This is a genomic window from Burkholderia sp. Bp9004 (assembly GCF_003858025.1).
GTDB classification, from domain to species: domain Bacteria; phylum Pseudomonadota; class Gammaproteobacteria; order Burkholderiales; family Burkholderiaceae; genus Burkholderia; species Burkholderia diffusa.
Genome location: NZ_QTQD01000001.1, coordinates 275888 through 300597, shown reverse-complemented (window position 1 = coordinate 300597; position 24710 = coordinate 275888). Strand labels below are relative to the sequence as shown.

General features: G+C 68.4%; 20 protein-coding genes and 1 pseudogene. 10 read left to right on the top strand and 11 right to left on the bottom strand.

What is annotated here, in order from left to right; genetic code table 11:
- Positions 1–31 precede the first annotated feature (31 nt).
- Positions 32–1438 carry an APC family permease gene (locus DIE08_RS01265; protein WP_124623894.1) on the bottom strand — a complete coding sequence of 469 codons (1407 nt, stop codon included), beginning with the start codon at positions 1436–1438 and terminating at the stop codon, positions 32–34.
- Positions 1439–1570: 132 nt separating this feature from the next.
- On the opposite strand from DIE08_RS01265, the gene DIE08_RS01260 reads away from it, so the two are divergent.
- Positions 1571–2371: a LuxR C-terminal-related transcriptional regulator gene (locus DIE08_RS01260; protein WP_124900767.1), complete on the top strand. Its 801-nt coding sequence runs from the start codon at positions 1571–1573 to the stop codon at positions 2369–2371.
- 16 nt (positions 2372–2387) lie between these two features.
- On the opposite strand, the gene DIE08_RS01255 is transcribed toward DIE08_RS01260, so the two are convergent.
- The gene (locus tag DIE08_RS01255; RefSeq protein WP_124900766.1) at positions 2388–3827 is read right to left on the bottom strand and encodes a cytochrome P450; all 1440 of its coding nucleotides are present in this window, start codon (positions 3825–3827) and stop codon (positions 2388–2390) included.
- Positions 3828–3914: 87 nt separating this feature from the next.
- Between DIE08_RS01255 and DIE08_RS01250 the strand changes: the two genes are divergently transcribed.
- Positions 3915–4853 carry a helix-turn-helix domain-containing protein gene (locus tag DIE08_RS01250; protein WP_124900765.1) on the top strand — a complete coding sequence of 313 codons (939 nt, stop codon included), beginning with the start codon at positions 3915–3917 and terminating at the stop codon, positions 4851–4853.
- A gap of 21 nt (positions 4854–4874) precedes the next feature.
- On the opposite strand, the gene DIE08_RS01245 is transcribed toward DIE08_RS01250, so the two are convergent.
- Positions 4875–5252, bottom strand: coding sequence for a nuclear transport factor 2 family protein (locus DIE08_RS01245; protein WP_124623889.1), 378 nt, complete (start codon positions 5250–5252; stop codon positions 4875–4877).
- Between the two features lie 138 nt (positions 5253–5390).
- Complete coding sequence (locus DIE08_RS01240; protein WP_124900764.1) at positions 5391–5588, bottom strand: hypothetical protein; 198 nt, start codon at positions 5586–5588, stop codon at positions 5391–5393.
- 61 nt (positions 5589–5649) lie between these two features.
- On the opposite strand from DIE08_RS01240, the gene DIE08_RS01235 reads away from it, so the two are divergent.
- From DIE08_RS01235 to DIE08_RS01225, 3 genes and pseudogenes are all read left to right on the top strand, one after another.
- Positions 5650–6534, top strand: a complete 885-nt coding sequence (locus tag DIE08_RS01235; protein WP_124900763.1) for a LysR family transcriptional regulator — start codon at positions 5650–5652, stop codon at positions 6532–6534.
- A gap of 164 nt (positions 6535–6698) precedes the next feature.
- Positions 6699–7633 (top strand): annotated as a pseudogene (locus tag DIE08_RS01230) (AEC family transporter).
- Between the two features lie 342 nt (positions 7634–7975).
- Positions 7976–8350 (top strand): hypothetical protein, encoded by a 375-nt coding sequence (locus DIE08_RS01225; RefSeq protein WP_124623880.1) that lies wholly within the window; start codon positions 7976–7978, stop codon positions 8348–8350.
- Between the two features lie 153 nt (positions 8351–8503).
- On the opposite strand, the gene DIE08_RS01220 is transcribed toward DIE08_RS01225, so the two are convergent.
- Both DIE08_RS01220 and DIE08_RS01215 read right to left on the bottom strand, forming a co-directional pair.
- Positions 8504–10021 (bottom strand): CoA-acylating methylmalonate-semialdehyde dehydrogenase, encoded by a 1518-nt coding sequence (locus DIE08_RS01220; protein WP_059599401.1) that lies wholly within the window; start codon positions 10019–10021, stop codon positions 8504–8506.
- 49 nt (positions 10022–10070) lie between these two features.
- Positions 10071–11429, bottom strand: a complete 1359-nt coding sequence (locus DIE08_RS01215; RefSeq protein WP_059599400.1) for an aspartate aminotransferase family protein — start codon at positions 11427–11429, stop codon at positions 10071–10073.
- Positions 11430–11534: 105 nt separating this feature from the next.
- Between DIE08_RS01215 and DIE08_RS01210 the strand changes: the two genes are divergently transcribed.
- Positions 11535–12491 (top strand): LysR family transcriptional regulator, encoded by a 957-nt coding sequence (locus DIE08_RS01210; RefSeq protein WP_059599399.1) that lies wholly within the window; start codon positions 11535–11537, stop codon positions 12489–12491.
- 114 nt (positions 12492–12605) lie between these two features.
- The gene (locus DIE08_RS01205) at positions 12606–13097 is read left to right on the top strand and encodes a 2,4'-dihydroxyacetophenone dioxygenase family protein (protein WP_059599398.1); all 492 of its coding nucleotides are present in this window, start codon (positions 12606–12608) and stop codon (positions 13095–13097) included.
- Between the two features lie 106 nt (positions 13098–13203).
- Here DIE08_RS01205 and DIE08_RS01200 read toward each other — a convergent pair whose 3' ends face one another.
- Entirely contained in the window at positions 13204–14352 is a 1149-nt protein-coding gene (locus DIE08_RS01200) for an epoxide hydrolase family protein (RefSeq protein ID WP_124900762.1), read from the bottom strand.
- Positions 14353–14428: 76 nt separating this feature from the next.
- Complete coding sequence (locus tag DIE08_RS01195; RefSeq protein WP_124900761.1) at positions 14429–15388, bottom strand: GlxA family transcriptional regulator; 960 nt, start codon at positions 15386–15388, stop codon at positions 14429–14431.
- Positions 15389–15528: 140 nt separating this feature from the next.
- Between DIE08_RS01195 and DIE08_RS01190 the strand changes: the two genes are divergently transcribed.
- Positions 15529–16329, top strand: a complete 801-nt coding sequence (locus DIE08_RS01190; RefSeq protein ID WP_124900760.1) for an SDR family oxidoreductase — start codon at positions 15529–15531, stop codon at positions 16327–16329.
- A 270-nt stretch (positions 16330–16599) separates the two neighbouring features.
- Positions 16600–18378 carry a sensor domain-containing diguanylate cyclase gene (locus DIE08_RS01185; RefSeq protein WP_260436442.1) on the top strand — a complete coding sequence of 593 codons (1779 nt, stop codon included), beginning with the start codon at positions 16600–16602 and terminating at the stop codon, positions 18376–18378.
- Between the two features lie 26 nt (positions 18379–18404).
- Here DIE08_RS01185 and DIE08_RS01180 read toward each other — a convergent pair whose 3' ends face one another.
- From DIE08_RS01180 to DIE08_RS01170, 3 genes are all read right to left on the bottom strand, one after another.
- On the bottom strand, positions 18405–19754 hold the full coding sequence (locus DIE08_RS01180; protein WP_124900758.1) for an MFS transporter: 1350 nt from the start codon (positions 19752–19754) through the stop codon (positions 18405–18407).
- Between the two features lie 89 nt (positions 19755–19843).
- A complete protein-coding gene (locus tag DIE08_RS01175; protein ID WP_124900757.1) occupies positions 19844–21211 on the bottom strand; it encodes an MFS transporter in 1368 nt (455 codons plus the stop codon).
- 182 nt (positions 21212–21393) lie between these two features.
- Complete coding sequence (locus DIE08_RS01170) at positions 21394–22353, bottom strand: MBL fold metallo-hydrolase (protein WP_059599391.1); 960 nt, start codon at positions 22351–22353, stop codon at positions 21394–21396.
- Between the two features lie 177 nt (positions 22354–22530).
- Between DIE08_RS01170 and DIE08_RS01165 the strand changes: the two genes are divergently transcribed.
- The gene (locus DIE08_RS01165; protein WP_124900756.1) at positions 22531–24183 is read left to right on the top strand and encodes an IclR family transcriptional regulator; all 1653 of its coding nucleotides are present in this window, start codon (positions 22531–22533) and stop codon (positions 24181–24183) included.
- The last annotated feature ends 527 nt before the right edge of the window (positions 24184–24710 follow it).

Below are 24710 nucleotides of genomic sequence, written 5' to 3'. Positions count from 1 at the left end.
CGTCTTTCAATGGTTCGGTGTGTCGAAATGGTCAGAGCGAGCGGAACGCATCGCTGTGGCGCGCCCAGACCGCATACATCGCGAGCGCGGCTACCAGCAGCCCGCCGATGATGATCAGGTCGGTCGGCTTGGTTGCCGTCGCCAGCGTCGTGTAGAGCGTGTACGCGGCGCCCGCGACCGCGACGAGCGGCGTCACGGGCCACAGCGGCATCCGGTAGTGATGCTCGACGTCGCGGCGCACAAGGCGACTCGCCAGCGCAGCCAGCCCGACGACGAGGTAGATCAGCAGCAGCAGGTCGACCGTGAACGCGGTCAGCTCGTCGAGACTCGACACGAATACCAGCCCCGACGACGGCACCGCCAGCGCGAGCGTCGCGAGCCACGGCGACTCGAAGCGCGGATGGATCGTCGAGAACGCGCGGTTGCAGGTGCGCGACCAGAGTGCATGCCGGCCGCTGCTGTACAGCAGGCGCCCCATCGTGATCACGATCGCGATGATCGCGTTGAACACCGACAGGAAGATCCCGCCGCTGACCACGCGCGACACCGCCGGGTTGCTCAGCGAACGCACGACATAGCCGATCGGGTCCGCGCTCTTCGTCAGCTCCGTCAGCGACGGCGCGCCGAGCACGATCGCGGTGAGCGGAATCAGTTCGACGACGAGGATCACCAGCAGCGAATAGATCACCGCCTTCGCGACGTTGCGGTTGCCGCCGCGCAGGTCTTCAGCGAGATAGGCGGCGGAGCCGAAGCCGTTGTAGCAGAAGATCGCCGTGCCGATCGCGGGCACGATCGCCGCGAGCGTGGCCGGCACCAGCGCATTGCCGCTCGCGACGACCGGCGCCATCAGTGCGTCGGCGCCACGATGCGGGGAGCCGAATCCGAGCCCCGCGATCAGCATCAGCACGCCGATCTCGACGACGAGAAACGCGCCGGTGATCCACGCATTCGTCTTGATGTTCAGCATGCCGAGCACGTAGCTGAGCAGCACGATCGTGAGCGCGACCGGCTGATTGCCGAAGTGCGTGCCGAGCGCATTGTTCAGATACGGTGCGGCGCCGCTCGCGAGCACGGCCGGGATGAATACGCTGACGGACAGCACCGTGATGAACGTCAGGTAGCCGGGTAGCGTGCCGAACACACGTTTGGCCATCACATATTCGCCGCCCGCGCTGCGATGCGCGGCGCTGAGCTCCGCGTAGCAGAGCGCGAACGCGAGCGCGAGCACGCCGCCGAGCAGGAACGACAGCACCGCGCCGCTGCCGGCCTGCTGGATCGCGAATGGCGCGATCACGAAGATCGAACTTGCGGGCGTCACGCCCGACACGGTGATCATCACCGCGTCGCGCACGCTGAGCGTCTGCGACAACGCGCGCGGCGCGTCTTCCGTGGCAGGCGTCGCTTGCAGCGTGCCCGTCGATTCCGACATCATCGCCATTTCGTTCTCCTGTTGCTCCTACCCTGCTCTTTTTTGAACACCCATACTCGGGCCCGATTGATTGCGTGGCAGTCTAGGAAGCCAAATTCAGGACCGCTATTCCCCCTTCGTGTTACACCCTTCGGTGGTGGTATGGATCGACTTTTCTCCGAATTCGCGATGCACCAGGCGCTTGGCCGCGCGATCGATCATCTGAGCGAGCCGCGCTTCTGGCGCTTCCTGGTGCTGCTGCTCAACGAAATGGTGCCGTTCGACAACGCGCTCGCGACCGCGATCGGCCGCGACGGCGTGCCGCTCGTGCTCGACGAATACGACACGGGCGGCTCCGACAGCGCGTCGCCGGTGCCGCTTTACCTCAATGGGTTATATCTGCTCGATCCATTCCTGCAAGCCGCGCACGACGGGCTCGCCGACGGCTGCTACCGGCTCGAGGAAGTCGCGCCCGACCTGTTCCGGCAGAGCGAGTATTTCCTGAGCTACTTCCGCGACGCGGTGGGCGACGACGAGATCCAGATCCTCGTGCGGCCCAACGCCGACACGCTGCTGTCGCTGTCGCTCGGCGCGTCCGCGCGCTTCGACGTCGAGCCGCTCGGCAAGCTGACGGCCGCGATGCCGTGGGTGCTCGCGACGATCCGGCAGCACTGGCGGCTGGTGGGCGATGCCGCGCGCACGACGCCCGACGACGATCTCGGAGCGCGCGTCGAGCAGGCGCTCGCACGCTTCGGCGCGGGCGTGCTGACCGATCGCGAGATGTCGATCGCAAGAATGGTGCTGCGCGGCAATTCGTCGAAGGCGATCGCGGAGCGGCTGGCGATTTCACCCGAGACGGTGAAGGTGCATCGGCGCCATCTTTACGCGAAGCTCGGGATCTCGTCGCAGCCAGAGCTGTTTTCGCGGTTCATTCAGGCACTCGGGGAGGATGCGGCGGGCTGAGCGTGACTCCGCCGCGTCACGACGATGCGACGTTCGCCGCCGACCGCGTCGGCGCGATCGCCAGGTGCAGCGCGCGCGTCGGCCGCAGCGTCACGTTCAGCGTCGCGCGCGGTGCCGCCATGCCGGGCGGCACTGATAATTCATGGCGCTGCAGGATCATGGCCGCCACCACCGTCATTTCCGTCATCGCCAGATGCTGCCCGAGGCACACGCGCGGCCCCGTGCCGAACGGCATGTACGCGCCGCGCGGAATCGCCGGTGCGTCGTCGGCGAAGCGCTCGGGCCGGAATGCCCGCGGTTCCGGAAACCATCGCGCGTCGTGATGCATCAGCTGAATCGGCAGCATGAACAACGTTCGCGCCGGAAACTGCCATGCGCCCAGTTCGACCGGCCGCAATGCGCGACGGCTGATCAGGATCGGCGCCGCCGGATACAGGCGCATCGTTTCCTCGAGCGTCTGCGTCAGGTAGCGCAATGCGGCGCGCGTGTCGGCGCTCGGCGCACGGCCGCCCAGCATGCGCACGACTTCGTCGCGTGCGGCGGCCTGCGCGGCCGGATTCGCAGCCATGTTCCACGCCCACCAGGTCAGCGTGGCCGCGGCCGTCTCGTGACCGGCCAGGAAAGCCGTCATGCACTCGTCATGCACGGCTTGCAGCGGCCAGGTGCGCGCGTCGGCGCGGTGCAGCCGCAACAGGCGCGACAGCAGATCGTCCGGCCAGCCGTGCTCCGGCATGTCCAGACGCGCATGCAATTGCCGGTCGATCAATCCGTTCAGTACCGCCAGCGCTCGCGCCTTGCCGCGCTTCCACGGCATCCAGTCCGGTGCGCTGGCCGGCTGGTAGAACTCGGCGTTCGCGGCCGCGCTGACCGTGCGCACGGCTTCCTCGGCCACGCGCGCGTCCGCACCAATCGCATCGGAGAACATCGTGCGCATGATCACGTCCATCGCGAGCGACGTCAGCGCACTTTCGATCGGCCAGTGCGCGTCGTGCGCGGGCCACTGCGCGAGCGCATGACCGGCCGTCGCGGCGATCGACGGCACGAATGCCTGCACCGGTTTCGGCATGAAGTTCGGCTGCAGCGCGTGCCGCTTGTCGCGCCATGCGTCGCCCTCGGCAACCAGCACGCTGTGCCCGTGGACCTGCGAGAACACGCGGATGCCGCGCTCCCAGCGCACCAATGCATCGTGATGCGTGACCAGCAACTCGCGCACGAGCGCCGGATCGGTCACGACCACCGCATGTTCGGGCCACATGCGCAGGTGCACGACGTCGCCATGCGTGCGCTGCCAGCCCGCGAGCGCGCCGGTCAGATCGCGCGACATTGCGCGCAGCAGCCGCCACCCCGTCAGGCCGGCGCGCGGCCCCGGCGGCCATACGCCGGGCGGGTGAAGCGCGGGCGCCGCACCGGCGGCGTCCGCATGAAACGGGCAACGGGAAGAGGATCGCGTGTTCATGCGCCGGATTGTCCGGATCGACACGCTGCCGGTCTTGAACGCAAACGACATCGACACGCGCCGCGCCGGTCCCTATACTCCGGCGTCATGCCCTCCGGTCCGTCTCCGACTTTGCCGCCGTGTCCCGATCCGCTCGCGCGTGCGCCGCGCGTGCTGTGCGACGGCCGGTCGCCGCCCACGCGGCTGTATCAGCCGCCGGCTGGGCTGCAAGGCGCGGTCGTGGCGATCATCACCCGCGACACGCGCGGCTTCACGTTGAGCGACGCGCAGCGGCTCACGCATTTCCCCGCGTCGCCGATCGTCTGCCTGTCGTGGTATCGCGGCCTCGACGTGGGGCTCGTCCGGCGCACGGGCGACGGGCCCGCATGGCGGCCGTTCGGTGCATCGGCGACGCTGTCGGGCAGCCAGTCGATGCCGGTCGCGAGCTGGGCGCCGACGAGCGGACAAGGCGGCATCGTCTGCCTGCATGCCGATGCGGCACGTGCGCTGTTCGGCGTCGCGCTGCCGGCGATCCACGACACCTTCGTCGACGCGCATGCATGCCTCGACGACAGCTGGCAGCCGCTGCTCGATGCACTCGCCGATGCCGAACACGACGACGACGCGCTGGCCGCGCTCGACCGTTACCTCGCGCCGCGCTGGCACGCGCTGCGTGGCAGCGTATCGCCGCTGTCGTCGCTGCGTGATGCCGGGCGCAGCTGGGTCGGGCGTCTCGCGTCGAAAGCGCGCGAATGGCGGTACACCCACAGCCCGCGTCAGGTCGAACGGCGCATCAAGTCGTACAGCGGTCGCTCGTTGCGCGACTGGCAAACGCTGGTGCGCACCGAAGGCGTGTTCTTCGCCGCGCGTGACCGGCAGGACGCCGGCCAGCCGGTCGACTGGGCCGCGCTCGCGCTGGACGAGGGGTTCGCCGACCAGGCACACTTGAGCCGCGCGACGCGGCGCATCACGGGCTTCTCGCCGACCGAGTTCGTGCGACGCTTCGCCGAGGACGAATCGTTCTGGATGTACCGGCTCTGGGTATGACGGGCCGCTGCCCGTCACGCATCAGCCGCCCGATTCGATGAACCCGCCCTCTGGCGCCTGGTGCGGCACATACCAGCCGAAATACACCTCGGCCTCGACGATCCGGCCATCGCGGACACGCAACCGCTCCGCATTCCGGAACCGCCTGCCCGCAATCGTGTCGGCTTCGTACACGACGAACACGTATTCGCCGTGCACGGCGACGTCGACAAACGCGAAGCTGGCGAGCATCGCGCTGTTCGGCCAGCAGCGCGCCAGATACGTGTCGCGGTCGAGCCGGTTGTCGAGCGGGCTCGTGAAATGGAAGTCTGGTGCGATCAGCGCTTCGATCGCGTCGCGGTCCTTGTCGACATACGCGCGATAGCTGGCACGCGCAACGTCACCGGGGTCGTCTGTCATCGTCGTTACTCCGCGAAGGGCGGGGCCGACGCGACAGCCCGCGTCGCCCCGAGGCATCGATCAAACGCATGCGGGCGGCACGAACGACCACGACCGCCCGCGCATGCAGCTATGCGCGCACGCCCGACTCGATGCCATTCACGAAAACCCGCACCGGGCGATCGCCGCGGCCGCCTGCACGCGCCGTGCCACGCCACGCCACGCTTTCCGCCGCGAGCACCGATGCCGCGGCTGCCCGTTGCCCGTTTCCGCACGCACGGGCATGATGTCCGCCAGCGTGCCGGCCGGGCCGCCGGCTTCGGCGGTCATCAGCGCCGCGACCGGCATGTCTTCCATGCGCCGTCGGCATCATCGAGCAATCCGCGTGCCGGCCCCGGCCGCCCACCTCATCGAGTCCATGTCACTACGCGCATTCAGAACGCTGGTCGCGATCGCCCGATACCGAACCTTCGCACGCGCCGGCGAAGCGATCGGGCTCACACAATCGGCCGTGAGCCTGCAGATCAAGACGCTCGAAAGCGAATACAACGTCCGGCTGTTCGACCGTTCGCGCCGCCAGCCGGTGCTCACCGAAGCCGGCAACATCCTCGTCGCGCAGGCCGAGCAGGTGCTCGCGATGGTCGACCGGATTCCCGACGCGCTCAGCGACGAGAAGAAGCTCGTCGGCCGCCTGCGGATCGGCGCGATCCAGACCGCGCTGTCCGGCCCGCTGACCGATGCGCTGCTCGCGCTGCGCGCGGCGCACCCGTCGTTGCGCGTGCACGTATCGGCCGGCATGTCGGCCGAACTGGCGAACCGCGTCGCCGCCGGCGAACTCGACGCCGCGATCACGACGCGCCCGGTGCGCCCGCATCCGGCGGAACTGACATGGACCACGCTGTACGAAGACCGCTTCTGGCTGCTCGCGCCGCCGCAGTATGCGGAGCGCGACGCGGGCACGCTGCTCGAGGAATTGCCGTTCATCCGCTTCGACGCGCAGGCGTGGGCAGGCCGGATGATCGCCGCCGAGTTGCGCCGTATCGGCGTGCGCGTGCGCGAGGAGATGGTGCTCGACAGCGCGGAGACGATCGCGCGGATGGTCGCACGCGGGCTCGGCGCGGCGATCGTCGCGCTCCCCGACTCGACGCTCGCGCGACTGCCGCCCGTCACGCGCTTGCCGTTCGGCCAGCCGCAGATGGGCCGCGCGGTCGTGCTGCTCGAACACCAGTCGCGGCCGGCGGAGCGTTTCGCGCGTGCGCTGGCCGCCGAAGTCACCGCGTCATCGATGAGAATTTCTCATTGAACACCCGATAATTAACCATTATTCCTGCTGCATCCGCGTGTTAACTTGGCGGCATCGTCACTCTTTCGATTGCGTGCCGCCATGTTGCCCGCCGAATGGATTCCCGCTTCGTTCCGCTGCTCCGCGTGCCTGCCGTCCCGCCCGTGTCGCCTGAAGGCGCGTCGATGATCGGCCCGATCCTGCTCGCGCTCGCGCCGGTCGCGCTGCTGGTCGCGCTCGGCCACGGCCTCCGGCGCACGGGCTTCATCGGCGACGCGTTCTGGCCGCACGCCGAACGGCTGTGCTACTACGTGCTGCTGCCGGCGCTGTTCGCGAACGGTCTCGCGACTGCCCGGCTGCAAGCGCTGCCCGTCCTGCCGCTCACGGCGGCGCTGGTCGGCTCGACCGTGTTCGTCTCGATCCTTCTTCTGCTGGTCCGCCGTTTCGTGTCGGTCGACGGCGCCGGGTTCACGTCGGTGTTCCAGGGCGCGGTGCGCTTCAACAACTATGTCGGCACCGCACTCGCCGCCGGACTCTTCGGCGCGCACGGAATCGCGCTCGCGGCCGTGTGCGTCGCGGCGATCGTGCCCCGACCGTGAACCTGATGTGCGTGCTGGTATTCGCGCGCTACGGCGACACGCGGCTCGGCGCGTGGGCGCTCGTGCGTCAGATCCTGTCGAATCCGCTCGTCGTCGGGTGCGCGCTGGGGATCGCGATGCAGGTTGCCGGCATCGCGTTTCCGGCCGCCGTCGAACCGGCCGTGCGCGCGCTCGGCGCCGCCTCGATGCCGCTCGGCCTGTTGTGCGTGGGCGCCGCGCTGAAGTTCGACGCGGCGCGCGAATGGATGCAGCCGACGTGCATCGCGTCGGCGTTCAAGTTCATGGCGATGCCGCTCGCCACACTCGCGGCCGGCCGCCTGTTCGGGCTCGGCGATGCCGCACTGACCATCGCGCTGCTGTTCCAGGCGCTGCCGACGTCGTCCTCGTCATACATCATGGCCCGCCAGCTCGGCGGTGACGCGCCGCTGATGGCCGGCATCACCGCGTTCCAGACGATCGCCGCCGCGCTCGCGATGCCGGCCGTGCTGACGGCGCTTGGGTCGGCGCCGGTGTTTCGCTGACGGCCCGGCACCGCGGCGTGTCGCTTTCCGTCGTGGACGCGCGGCCGCAGGGGCCAGTTCAACTCGCGAAGGTTCGGGGACGGATGGCGAATCCCGCGGCACGCGCGCAACCGCCGCGTCGTTGCGCGAGACACACGCATCGCCGATGTGCCCCCGGTTCTTCTCGCAGCCCCGCCAAAAACCGCCTATGGTGAATGAAGCGCGTCCGTGCCTCCGCCATTCGACTTCACGTCGCTCGCACCGGCGGCCACGGCGCCGCGTTCCGGCACCATTCCCCGCAGTCGCGTGCACGCCCGGCCATGCGTGCGGCTGCGCCGCCCACCGGACTACAAGGAGGTAATCATGAAAGCCGTGCTGCTCGTCAGCTCCGCCGTGCTCGCCATGGCGTCCGTTTCCGCCTCGGCTCAAGGCTCGATCACCAAGGTCGAAAACGGCGCGCTCGTCGCCGCGAACGGCATGACCGTCTATGTATTCGACAAGGACAAACCCAACGCCGGCACCAGCGCATGCACGGGCCAATGCGAATCGTTCTGGCCGCCGTACAAGGCCAGCGCGACCGACGTCCCGGTCGGCCCCTACACGATCGTCAAGCGCGACGACGGTAGCCCGCAATGGGCCTACAAGGGCAAGCCGCTGTATTTCTTCTCGAAGGACATGAAACAGGGCGATCGCAACGGCGACAACTTCAAGAACATCTGGCACGTGGTCGCGCCGTAAGCGCGCCTTCGCCGTCTTCCGAGGCGGCACGGCCGCCGCACGTGTAAAAAGGCCCGCCCCGGTCATCGACCGGGCGGGCCTGTGCGTCTTTACGCCGGCCGCGTGGCATCACGCCGCCGGCCGGCGCGTGTCGCGTTGCGGCCGGATCGCGCGTCAGCGGTTCGACGGAAAGCTGAACACCGTCCCTTCGCGTACGCCGGCCGAGGGCCAGCGCTGCGTGATCGTCTTGCGTTTCGTGTAGAACCGCACCGCATCCGGGCCGTACGCGTGCAGGTCGCCGAACAGCGAGCGCTTCCAGCCGCCGAACGAGTGGTACGCGACGGGCACCGGCAGCGGCACGTTGATGCCGACCATGCCGATCTGGATGTTGTCGCTGAAGTAGCGCGCCGCTTCGCCGTCGCGCGTGAACAGGCACGTGCCGTTGCCGTATTCGTGCGCGTCGATCAGCGCCATCGCCTCGTCGAGCGACTTCAGGCGGATCACGCCGAGCACCGGCCCGAAGATCTCGTGCTGGTAGATCGGCATGCCGGGCTTCACGTTGTCGAACAGGCACGGGCCGAGGTAGTAGCCGCCGTCGTGGCCGTCGACCTTCACGCCGCGGCCGTCGACGACGAGCGTCGCGCCCGCTTCCACGCCCGCGTCGACGAAACCCGTCACCTTCTCGAAATGCTGCTGCGTGACGAGCGGGCCCATGTCGACGCCCGCGCCGTTGCCCGGGCCGACCTTCATCTTCTCGATCTCGGCCTTCAGGCCCGCGACGACCTTGTCGCCCGTTTCATCGCCGATCGCGACGACCAACGGGATCGCCATGCAGCGCTCGCCGCACGAGCCGTACGCGGCGCCCATCAGCGCATTCACCGCGTTGCCGATGTCGGCGTCGGGCATCACGACCGCGAAATTCTTCGCGCCGCCGAGCGCCTGTACGCGCTTGCCGTGCGCGCAGCCGGTCGAGTAGATGTATTCGGCGATCGGCGTCGAGCCGACGAAGCTCACGGCCTTCACGCGCGGGTCGGTCAGGATCGTGTCGACCGCTTCCTTGTCGCCGTTCACGACGTTCAGCACGCCCGGCGGCAGGCCAGCCTCGAGCGCGAGCTCGGCCATGCGCAGCGTCGACGACGGCGTGCGCTCCGACGGCTTCAGCACGAACGTGTTGCCGCACGCGACGGCCATCGGCCACATCCACAGCGGCACCATCACCGGGAAGTTGAACGGCGTAATGCCGGCCGCGACGCCGAGCGCCTGGAACTCGCTCCACGAATCGATCGCGGGGCCGACGTTCTTGCTGTGCTCGCCCTTCAGCAGCTCGGGCACGTAGGTCGCGTATTCGACGTTCTCGATCCCGCGCTGCAGTTCGCCCATCGCGTCGGCGAGCACCTTGCCGTGCTCGGCGGTGATCAGCGCGCACAGCTCGTCCGCGTGTTCCTCGAGCAGCGTCTTGAAGCGGCTCATCACGCGCGCGCGCTTCAGCGGCGGCGTGTTGCGCCACGCCGGGAACGCGGCCTGCGCGGACGCGATCGCGGCTTCGACGGTCAGCTTGTCGGCAAGCGCGACGCTCTTGTGCGATTCGCCGGTGGCCGGGTCGAACACCGGCTGGACGCGGCTGCCGCCGTCGACGCGCTTGCCGTCGATCAGGTGGCCGACGGTGGAGGTCACATTGCTGTCGTGTTTCATGTTTCTGGCTCTGTCGTGAATTCGGTTGTCGCAGGGAACGGGCCGCGGCTCAGTCCACTTCGTTCAGCGCGTCGGACAGCGCGTTGACCAGGTTGTCGATCTCGCGCTTCTCCGAGATGAACGGCGGCGCGAGCTGGATCGTGTCGCCGCCGTAGCGCACGTAGAAGCCCTTCGCCCAGCAGCGCATCGCGATCTCGTACGGGCGCCGTGCCGGCTCGCCCGGCAGTGCCGCGATCGTCAGGCCGGCCGCGAGGCCGTAGTTGCGGATGTCCGTGATATGGCGCTGGCCCTTCAGCCCGTGCACGGCCGCCTCGAAATGCGGCGCGAGATCGCGCACGCGGGCCACCGCGTCTTCCTTCACGAGCAGGTCGAGCGCCGCGACGCCGGCCGCGCACGCGACCGGGTGCGCCGAGTACGTGTAGCCGTGCGGGAACTCGAGCATGTACTCGGGGCCGCCCGCGGCCATGAACGTGTCGTAGATTTCCTTCGTCGCGATCACGCCGCCGAGCGGCTGCACGCCGTTGGTCACCTGTTTCGCGAAGTTCATGATGTCCGGCACCACGCCGAACGCGTCGGCGCCCGTCATCGCGCCGGCCCGGCCGAAGCCCGTGATGACTTCGTCGAAGATCAGCAGGATGTCGTGCGCGGTGCAGATATCGCGCAGGCGCTTCAGATAGCCCTTCGGCGGCACGACCACGCCCGCCGAACCCGAGAACGGCTCGACGATCACGGCGGCGATGTTCGATGCGTCGTGCAGCGCGATCAGGTCGAGCAGGCGGTCGGCCAGCTCCGCGCCGTGCTCGGGCATCCCGCGCGAGAATTTGTTTTCGGCGAGCTGCGTGTGCGGCAGGAAGTCGGCGTCGATCCCCTGGCCGAACAGCTTGCGGTTCGGCCCGATCCCGCCGACCGAAATGCCGCCGAAGTTCACGCCGTGATAGCCCTTCTCGCGGCCGATCAGCCGCGTCTTCGTGCCCTTGCCCTTGGCGCGCCAGTACGCGCGGGCCATCTTCAGCGACGTGTCGGCCGCTTCCGAGCCCGATCCCGTGAAGAATACGTAATCGAGGCCGGCCGGCGTCAGGTCCTTGATCTTGTTCGCGAGCTCGAACGACTTGGGGTGGCCGAACTGGAACGCCGGCGCGTAGTCGAGCTGCGCGACCTGGCGGCTCACGGCTTCCGTGATTTCCGTGCGGCCGTGACCGAGGCCCGTGCACCACAGGCCCGACAGGCCGTCGAAGATCTTGCGGCCTTCGCCATCCGTGAAATACGCGCCCTTGGCCGACACGATCATGCGCGGGTCGGACTTGAACTGGCGGTTCGCCGTGAACGGCATCCAGTGGGCGTCGAGCCAGGCGGCGTCGGTGCGGATGTTCGTCTCGTCCTGCTGGCTGGCGGTGATCGTATCGGTCATGTCGGTCGGCGCGGCGCGCCCCTCCTTCTTGTGATGATGTTGCGCATTGTCGGGAGGCCAATTAGTCTCTTCAATATCGCAATATCAATGTTCACTTGCGCAACTATGCAAGCAAAGAAACCGAAGAGCCGCGCGCTGCTCGGGCAACTCAGCGACATGGATCTGCGGCTGCTGCGGGTCTTCAAGGGCGTCGTGCAGTGCGGCGGGATGGCGGCGGCCGAACTCGAGCTGAATATCGGCATCTCGACGATCAGCCGGCACGTGAAGGACCTGGAAACGCGCCTCGGCCTCGTGCTGTGCCGGCGCGGCCGCGCGGGCTTCACGCTGACCGCCGAGGGGCAGACCGTCTACGAGGAAACGCTGCGACTGCTCGCGTCGATGGAAGCATTTAGAAGCAGAATAGACGGCATTCACGACAAGATGGGCGGAGAATTGCACGTCGCCGTATTCGACAAGACGGCCACCAACCCGAACGCGCGGCTCGGCGACGCGATCCGCCAGTTCACGGACGAAGCGCCCGACGTCGCGCTGAACCTGCATGTCGCGTCGATCAACGAGGTCGAGCGCGGGATCATCGACGGCAGCTATCAGGTCGGGATCATCCCCGCGCATCGCAGCTCGGGCAGCCTCGTGTATTCGGAACTGTTCGACGAGCGGATGCTGCTGTACTGCGGCCGCCAGCACCCGCTCTTTGACGCACCGCACGGCAAGCTCACGTGGACGACGATCCGCAACCACGCGTTCGCCGGGCTCGGCTTCCATTCGCCGAACATGGAGCTGAGCCATCGCGCGAAGCTCACGCGCAGCGCGACGGCATCGGACCAGGAATCGATCGCGACACTGATCCTGTCCGGCCGCTATCTCGGCTTCCTGCCCGACCATTACGCGGAGAGCTTCGAAAACAAGGGGCTGATGCAGCCGATCGCGCCGCACCGCTTCAACTACCGGTGCCGGTTCGTGAGCCTGCTGCGCCGCTCGCCGCGGCCGTCGCGGGCCGCGCTGCTGTTCCAGTCGTGCCTCGAAGCCGCGCATGCGGCGGCGCGGCCGGGCGCAGACGTGTAGCCGCGGACGTGCAGCCGCGTTCAGGCTTCGCTGGCGCCGCCGTCCGACGAGGGGCTGCGGCCCGATCCGGCTCTGCGATAATGCGCACTTCCCGTTTCCGCTCCGCCTCCCGCCATGACGCAGCCGTCCGCCCCGCTCCCCAACGACCTGCCGCCGATTTCGTGCCTGCCCGGCGATGCGCTGCCGTGGCTGCCGATGAGCGCCGACCTGCCGGGGCTCGCGATCAAGTATTTGCATATCAATGCGGCGGAAGACACGCTGACCGCGCTGCTGAAAATGCCGGCCGGCGGCACGCTGCCGCGCCATCGCCACGACGGCGAGGTCTTCGTCCATACGCTACAGGGTGCGTGGCGCTACCGCGAGTACGAATGGATCGCGCAGGCCGGCTCGACGGTGCTCGAACCGGCCGGGTCGGTGCATACGCCGGAAACGCTCGGCGCGCCCGGCGACGACGTGATCACGCTCAACGTGATGCGCGGCGATCTGGTTCTGCTCGACGACGACGGCCGCGAGACCGCGCGCGAGAATTGCCGCGTCGCGCTGCTGCGCCAGCGCAAGCATGCGCGCACCGCGCCGCACGATGCGGCGCCGTTCGTCACGCGGTAAGACCGGCGACATCGTCGCGTCAGGATCCGCACGGTGCCGGCACTCGCCAACGCGCGCATGGCCGCCGGCGCACTGCGCCAGCCAGCCTGGCCGCCCCCGGGCGGCGTTACCGGAAACGCCGGAAGAATCGCCGAATATCGTCGGCCAGCAGTTCCGGCTCTTCCATCGCGGCAAAATGGCCGCCGCTCGGCATGTCGGTCCACTGCACGACGTCGAACACCCGTTCGAGCCAGCTGCGCGGCGGACGACTGATTTCCTTCGGAAAGCGTGCAAACGCGACGGGCGCCGCCATTCGTTGCCCGGCCGCGAAGCGCATCGGCTGCAGCCGGTTTTCCCAATACATCTGCATTGACGAGCCGATGCAGCCGGCAAACCAGTAGAGCGAGATTCCGGTCAGCAGCGTGTCGTGCGAAAACCGTTTTGCGACGTCGCCATCGCAATCGCTCCACGTGCGGAATTTCTCGGCGATCCACGCGGCCAGCCCGGCCGGCGAATCGTTGAGCGCGACGGCCAGTGTCTGCGGCTTCGTCATGTGCACATGCGCGTATCCGCCCTCCAGCGCACCCCACTCTCCACGCTGCGTCACAAAGGCCCGTTCGTCCTCGGTCAGCGGCGAAGCCGCGTCGGCCGGAGGCTCGTAGCTGCCGGGCAGGTAGTTCAGATGGATACCGTCCACCGCATCGGGATGCCGCGCGCCGAGCGCAATCGACACGCCTGCGCCCAGATCGCCGCCTTGCGCGCCGAAGCGGCGATATCCGAGCCCGGACATCAACGTCGCCCAGCAGTCGGCGACCTGAAATGCCGACATGCCGGGTGCCGCGGGCGCTGGTGAGAACGCGAAGCCGGGAAGCGACGGCGCGACGACGTCGAACGCGTCGTGCGGATCGCCGCCGAAAGCGGCCGGATCGCACAGGCGATCGATCAGCGCGTCGAATTCGAATACGGAGCCCGGCCAGCCGTGCGTGATGACGAGCGGATACGGCTTCGGCCCCGCCCCACGCCGATGGATGAAATGCACGCGTTGCCCGCCTGCGTCCGCGACGAACTGCGGCTGCCGGTTCAGCGCCCGCTCCGCCGCACGCCAGTCGAAGCGCTCGCCCCAGTACGCAACCAGTTCGCGCAGCCACGCGCCATCCACACCCTGCTGCCACGGCGCGGCGGGTGTCAGCACCGGCGCGCGCATGTCGCGCAGGCGCCGACGCAGGTCATCAAGCGCGTGATCGGGAATCGCAACGTTGAACGGGGCGGCGTGCATGGTGTCTCCTGGCGAGGAATGCCGGAGATTCTGCGCGATTTTTCAGACCCGCGCTGGCGGCGCCCGCCCGCGAGCGTCAGCCCGTTTCGCGCTCGTCCGCCCGCGCGTCGCGCCGCACGGCCTGGGGCGGCACGCCGAAGCCGCGCACGAACGCATCGCGCAGGTGGCGCCGGTCGCGGAAACCGTTCTCCTTCGCGATCACATCGAGCGAATGCCGGCTCTGCTCGATCATCAGCCGCGCGGCCTCGAGCCGCAGCCGCTCGATCGCCTTCGCCGGCGACTGCCCGGTTTCGAGCGTGAACACCCGGCTGAACTGGCGCGGACTCAGGTGGACGGCCTCGGCCAGTTCCTCGACGGTCAGCGCGCGCCCGAGGTTCTGCCGCGCATAGTTCAGCGCATTCTGGATCCGGTCCGATTTCGGCGCGAGGTCCAGCATTTCCGAATGCTGCGACTGCCCGCCCGCGCGACGCTGGTGCATCACGAGCTTGCGCGCGACCGAGCGCGCGACGTCCGGGCCGAGATCCTTCTCCACCATCGCGAGCGCCAGGTCGAGGCCGGCCGTCATCCCGGCGGACGTCCAGATCGGGCCGTCGACGATGTAGATCCGGTCCTCCTCGACACGAATGTCCGGAAACTGCTTCTGCATGTCGCGTCCGTACGCCCAATGCGTCGTCGCGCGCCGCTGCGCGAGCAGCCCGGCCTCGGCGAGCACGAACGCACCCGTGCAGGTGCCGGCGATCCGTCGCGCGCGCGCGTTCGGGCGCCGCAGGAACGCGACGACGCCCGCCGGCGCGGGCGACGCGAGCGGATCGTTGACGCCCGCGACGATCCACGTATCGACGTCGATCCGCCCGCGCAGCGCGCGCGTCGCGACCGGCAATCCGAGCGACGAACGCACGTCGCCGCCGTCGACGGAATAGTTGTCCATCACATAGAAAGGCTCGCCCACGCCCATGTTCGCGTACTCGAACACCGACTGCGCGGCGAGCGCCATGATCTGGAAGCCGTCGCTGATCAGAAAGCCGATGCGGTGCATGCGTATCTCCAGTGCCGGGACATGATCCTCACGACCCACCCGATGTCCTAAATCATACCCATCTACGTCATTTGTGTCGCCGCGATTCGAGGCCAGAATGCCTTCACGCACTCACCCTTTCCTCGACATGGAGCGACATCATGACTGAAGCACATCGCGGTACCGCCGTCATTACCGGCGCATCGTCCGGCATCGGCGCGATCTATGCGGACCGCCTCGCGCGCCGCGGCTACGACCTGATCCTGGTCGCGCGCAACCGCGACCGGCTGGCCACGCTTGCCGAGCGCATCACGAACGACACGCAGCGCAGCGTCGAGATCGTCGGCGCGAACCTCGACGACCGCGCGGCGCTCGCCACCGTCGAGGCGAAGCTGAAGCAGGACGCGAGCATCACGCTGCTCGTCAACAACGCGGGCGTCGGCACGCACGCGTCGCTGCTCGACAGCGACGTCGACGCGATGACGCGGATGATCGACCTGAACGTGACCGCGCTCATGCGCCTGACCTATGCCGCCGTACCCGGCTTCGTGGCGCGCGGGCGCGGCGCCGTGATCAACATCTCGTCGATCGTCGCGCTGTCACCGGAAACGCTCAACGGCGTCTACGGCGGCAGCAAGGCATTCGTGCTCGCGTTCAGCCAGTCGCTGCACCACGAACTCGCGGACCACGGCGTGCAGGTGCAGGCCGTGCTGCCCGGCGCGACGGCCACCGACTTCTGGCAGACCGGCGGCCTGCCGCTCGAACACCTGCCGAAGGAGATCGTGATGTCGGCCTCGGACCTGGTCGACGCAGCGCTGGTCGGCTTCGATCGCGGCGAACTCGTGACGATTCCGTCGCTGCACGCGGCCGACGAATGGGATGCGTACGAGGCCGCGCGCCGCACGATGGCGCCGCACCTGTCGACGGATTCGCCGGCGCCGCGCTACGCGGTTGCGCGCTAGTCGGGCAGTGCCCGCGTCGCGCCCGTGCTGTCCGGGCGCGACGCTCCCGAATCGACGCGCGTCGACGGCGCTTGCGCCACCGCAGCCGTCGACGCCGGGACGCATTCAGGACCCTGCGTTGCGTTCCCGCCAAAGCCGGTTGCGCCCCGCTTGCCACGCATTTCCCGCGACGATAAGCTGCGCGATTGCAACTCCCGAAGCAGCGCCAGGCGGCATTCGTCCGATCATCGGCGCAATCGACCGTCGCGGAATTCAACCATGCGGTTCCGAATGTTCACCTCCGGGGCCGGCGACACACCCGCCTCCTCTCGCGTTCCCGCCGACGATCGCCCGGCGCTCGCGCCGTTGCCCGAACTCGAGACCGTGTGCCGTCTCGCCCGCGCGCACGTCGGCACGGCCGGCGCGTTCGTCACTTACGCCGAAGCCGGCACACAGCATGTGGTCGCGTCCGACGGGACGTTGCCCGCCACGCTTTCTTCCGTGCACTTCCCGCAGCGTGTCGAGCGCACCTCGGCGCCCGATCGGCGATTCATCACGCCCGATGCGGGTGGCCTGCCGCTCGACGCACCGCATATCGTCGCGGCCTGCGAACTGATTGCGGCAGACGGCACCACGCGTGGCGCACTGTGTATCGTCGGCGACGCGGGCCTGATGCTCGACGCCGCGCAACGCGCTTTCCTGCATGACCTTGCCACGCTCGCGGAACACGCGATCGCCCGCGCGAACGCGCAGGCCGCGCTGCACGAACAGCTCGGCATCGTCGAGGAACGCAGCGCGCTGACCACGCTCGCACTGACCGAAAGCGGCACCGGCGTGTGGGATCGCAACGTGGAAACCGGCGAGATCGATTATTCGGCGGCCTGGAAGGCGCTGCTCGGCTACGCGCCCCACGAACTGACGAGCCGGATCGAGGATGCGTACGAACGGCTGCACCCGGACGATGTCGCCGACGTGAAGGCCGCGATGATCGCGCATTTCGAAACCCGCACCGACAGCTATGCGGTCGAGCACCGCATTCGCTGCAAGAACGGCACGTACAAATGGATCTGCAGCCGCGGCAAGGTCATCTCCCGCGACGGCAACGGGCGGGCGTTGCGCATGGTCGGCACGACCACGGACATCACCGCGCTGCGCGAACTCGCCGGCCGGCTGAGCGACTCCGTCACGCTCGTGACGAACCTGACCGATCAGGTTCCCGGTCTCGTGTTCCAGCTGCGGCAGACCGCCGACGGCCGCCGGTTCTTTTCGTACGCGAGCGCGGGTGTGCGCGACATCTACGAACTCACGCCCGAGCAGATCGCCCACGACGCGGATGCGGTCGAGACCCGGATTCATCCGGCCGATCTGGTCGCCTACCGCCAGTCGCTGCTGACGTCGGCCGAGCGACTGGCACCGTGGCGGCTCGAATACCGCGTGCTGCTGCCGGACCAGGGGATGCGCTGGCGCGAAGGCGACGCACGGCCGCAACGCATGCCGGACGGGGGCACGGTCTGGCACGGCTTCATCACGGATGCGACCGAGCGCAAGCACATCGAGACCGAGCTGCACCGGATGGCCACGACCGATCACCTGACCGAACTGTCGAACCGCCACGCGTTCATGCGGCTAGGCGAAGCCGCGTTGCGCCGCGTGCGCGCGACCGGCCAGGACGCCGCGGTGCTGATGCTCGACCTCGACCACTTCAAGGCGCTGAACGACCGCTGGGGACATCCATTCGGCGATCGCGCGCTCCGGCATTTCGCGCGGCTGCTGCTCGCGGAAATCGGGCCGGACGGCATCGTCGGACGCATCGGCGGCGAAGAATTCGCGATCGTGCTGCCGCACGCCGGAATCGATGCGGCGTGCGCGCTCGCGCAGCGCGTGCAGCAGCGCGCGGCCGATTCCCGGCTCGTGCACGAGGATCAGGTGCTTGCGCTGACCGTCAGCATCGGCATCGACGCGATGCGGACGTCCGACTTGGGCGCGTACCAGGCGCTATCGCGCGCGGACAAGGCGCTGTATGTCGCGAAGGAACGCGGCCGCAACCGGATCGAGGTGTATCGACCTTAGACGCGCACCGCGCCGGTGCACACCCGTCAACGCGACGCGAGCGCCGCGTCACGCGAGGTCGCGCGCACGCCCAGCAGCATCGCGACCGCGCATGCGGCCAGCAACGCCGCAATCATCAGCATCGCCGAGTCCATGCTGCCGGTGCGGGTGCGAATCACCCCGACGATCCACGGCGTGATCATCCCGCTCGATACGCCGATGCTGCTGATCAGCGCGATCCCGCCCGCCGCGCCGGCGCCGGAGAAATACGCGGACGGCACGGCCCAGAACACCGGATGCGCGGCGAAGATCAGCATCGCCGCGATCGACAGCAGCGCCATCATCGCGACGATGCTCGGCAGGTGCAGCGTCAGCAACGCGAGCGTCAGCGCGCCGCCGAATGCGCACGCGGCGAAGTGCCAACGACGCTCGCGCTTGCGGTCCGAGCGCCGCGCGATCACGAGCAGGCCGGCCGCGCCGATCGCGTTCGGCACGATCGACAGCAGGCTGATCTGCACGACGTCGTGAATGCCGAATTCGCGAATCATCAGCGGCATCCAGAACAGCAGCATCAGCAGCGCGGTCGTCAGCGAAAAATAGATGAACGCGAACAGGTAGGTGCGCGGCTCGGCCAGCACCTGCCGCAGTGATGCGGCCGCGTGCGCGGGTGCGGCCGCGCGATCGGCGGCCAGGTCGGCTTCGAGCCGTTGCCGGTCGTCGTCGGACAGCCAGCGCGCCTGTTCAGGGCGGTCGCACAGCCAGAACCACGCGATCACGCCGAGCAGGATCGCGGGCGCGCCCTCGATCGCGAACATCCACTGCCAGCCGTGCAGCCCGAGCACGCCGGACATCCCGCGCATCAGCCAGCCCGACAGCAGCCCACCGACCATCCCGGCCACCGCGACGCCCGCATAGAAGATCGACAGCACCGACGCGCGCCGGCGCGCGGGATACCAGTACGTCAGGTAGAACACGACACCGGGGAAGAAGCCGGCCTCGAAAAGCCCGAGCAGGAAGCGCAGCACGTAGAAGTGCTTCGCGCTGTCGACGGTGATCATCGCGACCGACACCGCGCCCCACAGGAACATGATCCGCGCGAACGTGCGGCGCGCGCCGAAGCGGCGCAGCAGCGCGTTGCTCGGCACCTCGAACAGCACGTAGCCGACGAAGAACAGCACCGCGCCGAGGCTGTACATCGCGTCGGTCAGGCCGAGATCCTGCCGCATCTGCAACTGCGCGAAGCCGATGTTGCTGCGGTCGAGGATCGACACGATGTAGCAGATGAACAGGAACGGCACGATCCGCACGCCGATGCGGCGGTACAGCGCGTCGTTATCCGACGGACGCGACGCGGATGCGACGGGATGCGCGGCGTCCGCTTGAAGATGGGCTGACATCGATCGTCTCCTCGATGGATGCGAATACGGGGCCTGCAGGACACGCAACGCCGGACGCCACCGGCCCGCATGCAGCGCCCGGCCGTGGTTCAGGCCCGCCGCGCGGGTTCGCCCTTCACGCCGAGCATCAGCGCCGCGCCGCTCAGCGCGAGCAGCGCGGCCAGCAGGTACACGGCGAGATCCATGCTGCCGGTGCGCGTGCGGATCAGCCCGATCACCCACGGGCTGACGATGCCGCTCGTGATCCCGATGCTGCTGATCAGCGCTATCCCTGCCGCGGCCGCATTTCCCGACAGATAGCGGGTCGGCACGGCCCAGAAGATCGGCAGCGCGGCGAAGATCAGCGTCGCCGCGATCGACAGGCACGCAAGCATCGCCGCGAAGCTGTGCAGGTGCAGCGTCAGCGCCGCGAGTGCGAGCCCGCCGCCGATCGTGCAGCATGCGAAGTGCTTGCGGCGCTCGCCGGTGCGGTCCGAGCGGCGCGCGATAAGGATCAGCCCCACCGCGCCGACCGCGTTCGGCACGACCGTGTAGAGGCTCACGGCCACGACGTCGGTCACGCCGAAGTCGCGGATCATCAGCGGCATCCAGAAATTGAGCGTCAGCGACGCACAGGTCAGCGAGAAGTAGACGAACGCGAACAGGTAGACGCGCGGGTTCGCGAGCGCGGCCATCAGGCTGCGTGTGTCGTGCGCGCCGTGCGCACGGCCGTCGCCGCACAGCGCGGCGACGCGCGCCTTTTCGTCGGACGTGAGCCACGCGGCGTCCTGCGGCCGGTCGACGAGATAGGCAAACGCGAAGCACGCGAGCACGATCGCCGGCGCCCCTTCGATCGCGAACATCCACTGCCAGCCGTACAGCCCGAGCACGCCGCTCATGTCGCGCATGATCCAGCCCGACATCAGGCCGCCGAGCACGCCGGCCACCGCGACGCCCGCGAAGAACACCGAGATCGCCGCCGCGCGGCGGTTCGCGGGGAACCAGTAGGTCAGGTACAGAACGATGCCGGGAAAGAAACCGGCCTCGAACACGCCGAGCAGGAAGCGCAGCACGTAGAAATGCGACGGCTGCGACACGAACATCATCCCGGTCGACGCGATGCCCCACAGCAGCATGATCCGCGTGAACGTGCGGCGCGCGCCGAAGCGCGCGAGCAGCAAGTTGCTCGGCACCTCGCAGAACACGTAGCCGACGTAGAACACCGCGGCGCCGAGGCCGTACATCGCATCGCTGAAGCCGAGGTCGTGCTTCATCTGCAACTGCGCGAAGCCGATGTTGATACGGTCGAGGAACGACACGACGTAGCAGAGGAACAGGAACGGCACGATCCGCCATGCAATCTTGCGGAACAGCAGCGCGTCGCCGGCGTCCGACACCGGTGTGGATTCATATGCGGAAGCCGACGCCGCAACACTCGCGTGCGCGATCGTCGCTTCGGCGGGAAGCGATTGGGGCATGTCTCTCTCCAAACGGGCCGCGCGATTCGAGCGCGCAGCAGTCTCCGAGGGCGTACGTGCGCCCTGCATTCTTGTGAGACCGGAAGCCGGCGCCCTGAACCGCGGCCCTATGCCGCCGTCATTCAGGCGCCGTCAGTAAAACGGCACGACGCCCGCCTGGACGCCGCGCCGCGGTGAGCCGCTCAGTCCTGCAGCGCGTCCCACATTTCCTTGTCGCGCTGCGCGGTCCAGATGCGCGGATGCGTGATGCCGCTCGCCTCGTCGAACGCGCGCGACACGTCGAACGGCAAACAGTGCTCGTAGATGAACACGTGGCCGAACTTCGGATCCATCGCTTCGCGCGTGAGCGCCATCGACGCCTTCAGGTCGAGCTTGCGCTCGACGGCTTTGCGGCCCTGCGCGAGCAGCGTCGTCACGAAGTCCTTCGTGTAGTCGAGGCCCTTGTCGACCTCGGCCGGATTCAGCAACGCGGGGCCGCGGCCGGGCACGAGCTTTTCCGCGCCGAGCGCGCGCAGCGCCTCGAGCGTGGCCGGCCATTGTTCGAGCTGCGCGTCGCCGCAATAGCAGGCCGCGTCGTATTCGACCAGGTCGCCGGAGAACAGCACCTTCTGCGACGGCAGCCAGACGATCGTGTCGCCCTTCGTGTGGCCCGAGCCGACGTGCATGATCTTCACTTCGAGCTTGCCGAGGAACAGCGTGATCTCGCGCTCGAACACGAGCGTCGGCCAGGTCAGGCCCGGCACCGTCTCGACGCCCGCGAACAGGCGCGGAAAACGCTCGATCTCCGACTTCATGTCGGCCTCGCCGCGCTCGACGATCATCTCGTACGTGCCGCGGCTCGCGATCACGTGCTGCGCGCCTTCGTCGAAATACGCGGACGCGCCGAGCACGCGCACCGCATGGTAATGCGACAGCACGACGTGCTTGATCGGCTTGTCGGTCACGCTGCGGATCTTCGCGATCAGGTCTTGCGCCATCGCCGGCGTCGCGGTCGTGTCGACGATCAGCACGCTGTCGTCGCCGATGATCACGCCCGAGTTCGGATCGCCTTCGGCGGTGTATGCGTACGCGTTCTCGGACAGCTGCGTCCAGGTGACTTTCTTCTCTTCCAGATCGGCTTGGGAGGCGAATGCTTTGGCCATGTTGCGTTCCGTGGCTGCGAGCCATGTGTTGAGGGGAGTGAGCGGATCATCTGCCCGCGACGATTATTTGTCAATGACAAAGTCGCTTGCTATTGTTTAATACGGGTAAACCTGTGGGCTGGCGCGTCAAATGGCGTCGGATACCATGCGGGGTTTCGTCAACGGAAGAATCATCGCGTGCAGAACCATGAAGTCAGCGCGGACGACGCGCCGCCCAAGGCGCAGCGCGGGATCCAGAGCGTCGAGGTCGGCGGCCGGCTGCTCGACGCGCTCGCGCGCCGGCGCAAGCCGCTCGGGCTGTCGGAGCTGGCGGCCGCGGCCGACCTGTCGACCGCGCAGGCGCACACCTATCTCGTCAGCCTGACGCGGCTCGCGCTCGTGAAACGCGACGCGCTCACGGGCAACTACGAGCCAGGGCCGCTGTCGCTGCGGCTCGGGCTGATGTCGATCGAGCGCCAGCCGGCCTATCGCGCGGCGCTGCCGCATGCGGCGCGGCTCGCGGAAGCGGTCGGCCTGAGCGTCGCGCTGTCGGTGCCGGGCGTGCTCGGGCCCACGATCGTGCGCATCGAGCACGGCGGTTATCCGCTGCACGTGAACCTGCACGTCGGATCGGTGATGTCGCTTGACACGACGGCGACCGGCCGAGTGTTCCGCGCGTTCGGCGACCCCGCGCAGCTCGACGCGATGGCGGCCAGCCAGGCCGGCGCCGGCGACACGCTCGCGGGCGCGGAAGGCGTCCAGCCCACGTCCGACGCCGGCGCGTGGCAGGCCGAACTCGACGCGATCCGCGCGCGCGGGATCGAGCGCGGCGTGGACCGGCCGAGCCCCGGCGTCAGCGCGATGTGCGTGCCGGTGCTGGACGCAGACGGACGCCTGCAACTCGCGTTGACGGTGATCGGCTCGACCGGATCGATCGATGTCGGATGGGACGGCCCGATCGCGACGGCGCTGCGCGACGCGGCACGGCAAGCCACTGCGTCGCTCGGCGCGGGACGCGATGCGCCGCCGATCGCGCCGGGCATGCTCCCGGCCACGCAGCGCATGCCGCCCGCGCTCGCCGACGATACGAAAGCGCAACGCGGCATCAACGCGCTCGACAGCACGGGCGAGCTGCTGCTGGCGCTCGTCTCGGCGGGTCGTGCACTGCCGCTGCGCGACCTCGCGGCGGCGGCCGGCATGCCGGCCGCGAAGGCATTTCCGCATCTGGTGAGCCTGCAGAAGATCGGCCTGCTGAGCCGCGACGACGCCGGCTGCTTCGGCGGCGGGCCGCTCGCCCAGGCGCTCGGCCTGATCGCGATGCAGCGCGTGTCACCGACGCGCGATGCGGAAGCCGAGATCGTCGCGCTGGCGGCCGCGACCGACATGAGCGTGGCTGCCGCGACGCTCGGGCCGCTCGGGCCGACCGTGATCCGCCTCGAGGAATCCGCCCGGCCGCAGCACGTAAGCCTGCAGGTCGGCACGGTGATGTCGCTCGTGAATACCGCGATAGGGCGGATCTTCGCGGCCGGCATGTCCGACGACGTACTGGCCGGCCTGCTGACCGACGAGCCGGTGCGTCTCGCCGGCCGCGCGACGCAGATCGACGACGCATTCCGCGCGCGGCTCGCGACGATCCGCGCGGACGAGCTCGATTTCGCGTTCGATGCACCGGTGCCGGGCATCGGGACGATCGCCGCGCCCGTGTTCGATCACACCGGCAGCATCCGGCTCGTGATCGCGATCATCGGTTCGTCGCGCGGCTTCCCGCGCGGGCCAGAAAGCGAACTCGCGCATGCGCTGCTCGCCGCGACGCGCCGCCTGTCGTGGCGCTTCGGATGGATCGGCGCGTAAGCACCGCTCTGCTGCCGCCCCCTTTCTCCCCGCCTGACATCCCTTTCCGTCCGTCAATGCGCGGCCGTGCTCGCCACGGCCTCGTTACGCCTGTCCGCCATGCAGGCTCAGGCGCAATTCATGTTGCGCAGCAGCAACAGAAATTGTCAGTAATTCTCATATAACGAAATCGCATTTCACAACGCGGCGACGCTCCTCTATCATTAGGGTTATCCCTAACTCGCCACCTACATGGGGCTTCGTCATGCAAACGTCTAATGTCTCCGATCGTTCCACCCAATCCTCTGGCTGGCTCGCACGTGTTGGCGAGCTGCTTGCAGAAGCATGGGCACTGCACCTCGAGACCTGCGAAGTCATCGCTGAAGCTCACGCACGCCTGCCGCGCTGAGCGCAGCACCACGCCGCCGGCCGGCGGCACGCCATCCATCCGACCCGTCTGCCGGGACGCGCACCGAAAGGCCGCCGCGCCCGGCATCGGCGTGACGGATGAAGGCCGCAAAAGCCCGCGGAAGATTCATCCGTTTTAC

Excerpts from the sequence above, each read along its gene's own strand:
- DIE08_RS01175 (WP_124900757.1), bottom strand. The coding sequence starts at position 21,211 with ATGCCCCAATCGCTTCCCGCCGAAGCGACGATCGCGCACGCGAGTGTT.
- DIE08_RS01250 (WP_124900765.1), top strand. The coding sequence starts at position 3,915 with ATGCCCTCCGGTCCGTCTCCGACTTTGCCGCCGTGTCCCGATCCGCTC.
- DIE08_RS01205 (WP_059599398.1), top strand. The coding sequence starts at position 12,606 with ATGACGCAGCCGTCCGCCCCGCTCCCCAACGACCTGCCGCCGATTTCG.
- DIE08_RS01255 (WP_124900766.1), bottom strand. The coding sequence starts at position 3,827 with ATGAACACGCGATCCTCTTCCCGTTGCCCGTTTCATGCGGACGCCGCC.
- DIE08_RS01225 (WP_124623880.1), top strand. The coding sequence starts at position 7,976 with ATGAAAGCCGTGCTGCTCGTCAGCTCCGCCGTGCTCGCCATGGCGTCC.
- DIE08_RS01215 (WP_059599400.1), bottom strand. The coding sequence starts at position 11,429 with ATGACCGATACGATCACCGCCAGCCAGCAGGACGAGACGAACATCCGC.
- DIE08_RS01180 (WP_124900758.1), bottom strand. The coding sequence starts at position 19,754 with ATGTCAGCCCATCTTCAAGCGGACGCCGCGCATCCCGTCGCATCCGCG.
- DIE08_RS01200 (WP_124900762.1), bottom strand. The coding sequence starts at position 14,352 with ATGCACGCCGCCCCGTTCAACGTTGCGATTCCCGATCACGCGCTTGAT.
- DIE08_RS01195 (WP_124900761.1), bottom strand. The coding sequence starts at position 15,388 with ATGCACCGCATCGGCTTTCTGATCAGCGACGGCTTCCAGATCATGGCG.
- DIE08_RS01220 (WP_059599401.1), bottom strand. The coding sequence starts at position 10,021 with ATGAAACACGACAGCAATGTGACCTCCACCGTCGGCCACCTGATCGAC.
- DIE08_RS01260 (WP_124900767.1), top strand. The coding sequence starts at position 1,571 with ATGGATCGACTTTTCTCCGAATTCGCGATGCACCAGGCGCTTGGCCGC.
- DIE08_RS01185 (WP_260436442.1), top strand. The coding sequence starts at position 16,600 with ATGTTCACCTCCGGGGCCGGCGACACACCCGCCTCCTCTCGCGTTCCC.
- DIE08_RS01190 (WP_124900760.1), top strand. The coding sequence starts at position 15,529 with ATGACTGAAGCACATCGCGGTACCGCCGTCATTACCGGCGCATCGTCC.
- DIE08_RS01170 (WP_059599391.1), bottom strand. The coding sequence starts at position 22,353 with ATGGCCAAAGCATTCGCCTCCCAAGCCGATCTGGAAGAGAAGAAAGTC.
- DIE08_RS01235 (WP_124900763.1), top strand. The coding sequence starts at position 5,650 with ATGTCACTACGCGCATTCAGAACGCTGGTCGCGATCGCCCGATACCGA.
- DIE08_RS01210 (WP_059599399.1), top strand. The coding sequence starts at position 11,535 with ATGCAAGCAAAGAAACCGAAGAGCCGCGCGCTGCTCGGGCAACTCAGC.
- DIE08_RS01265 (WP_124623894.1), bottom strand. The coding sequence starts at position 1,438 with ATGGCGATGATGTCGGAATCGACGGGCACGCTGCAAGCGACGCCTGCC.
- DIE08_RS01240 (WP_124900764.1), bottom strand. The coding sequence starts at position 5,588 with ATGGAAGACATGCCGGTCGCGGCGCTGATGACCGCCGAAGCCGGCGGC.
- DIE08_RS01245 (WP_124623889.1), bottom strand. The coding sequence starts at position 5,252 with ATGACAGACGACCCCGGTGACGTTGCGCGTGCCAGCTATCGCGCGTAT.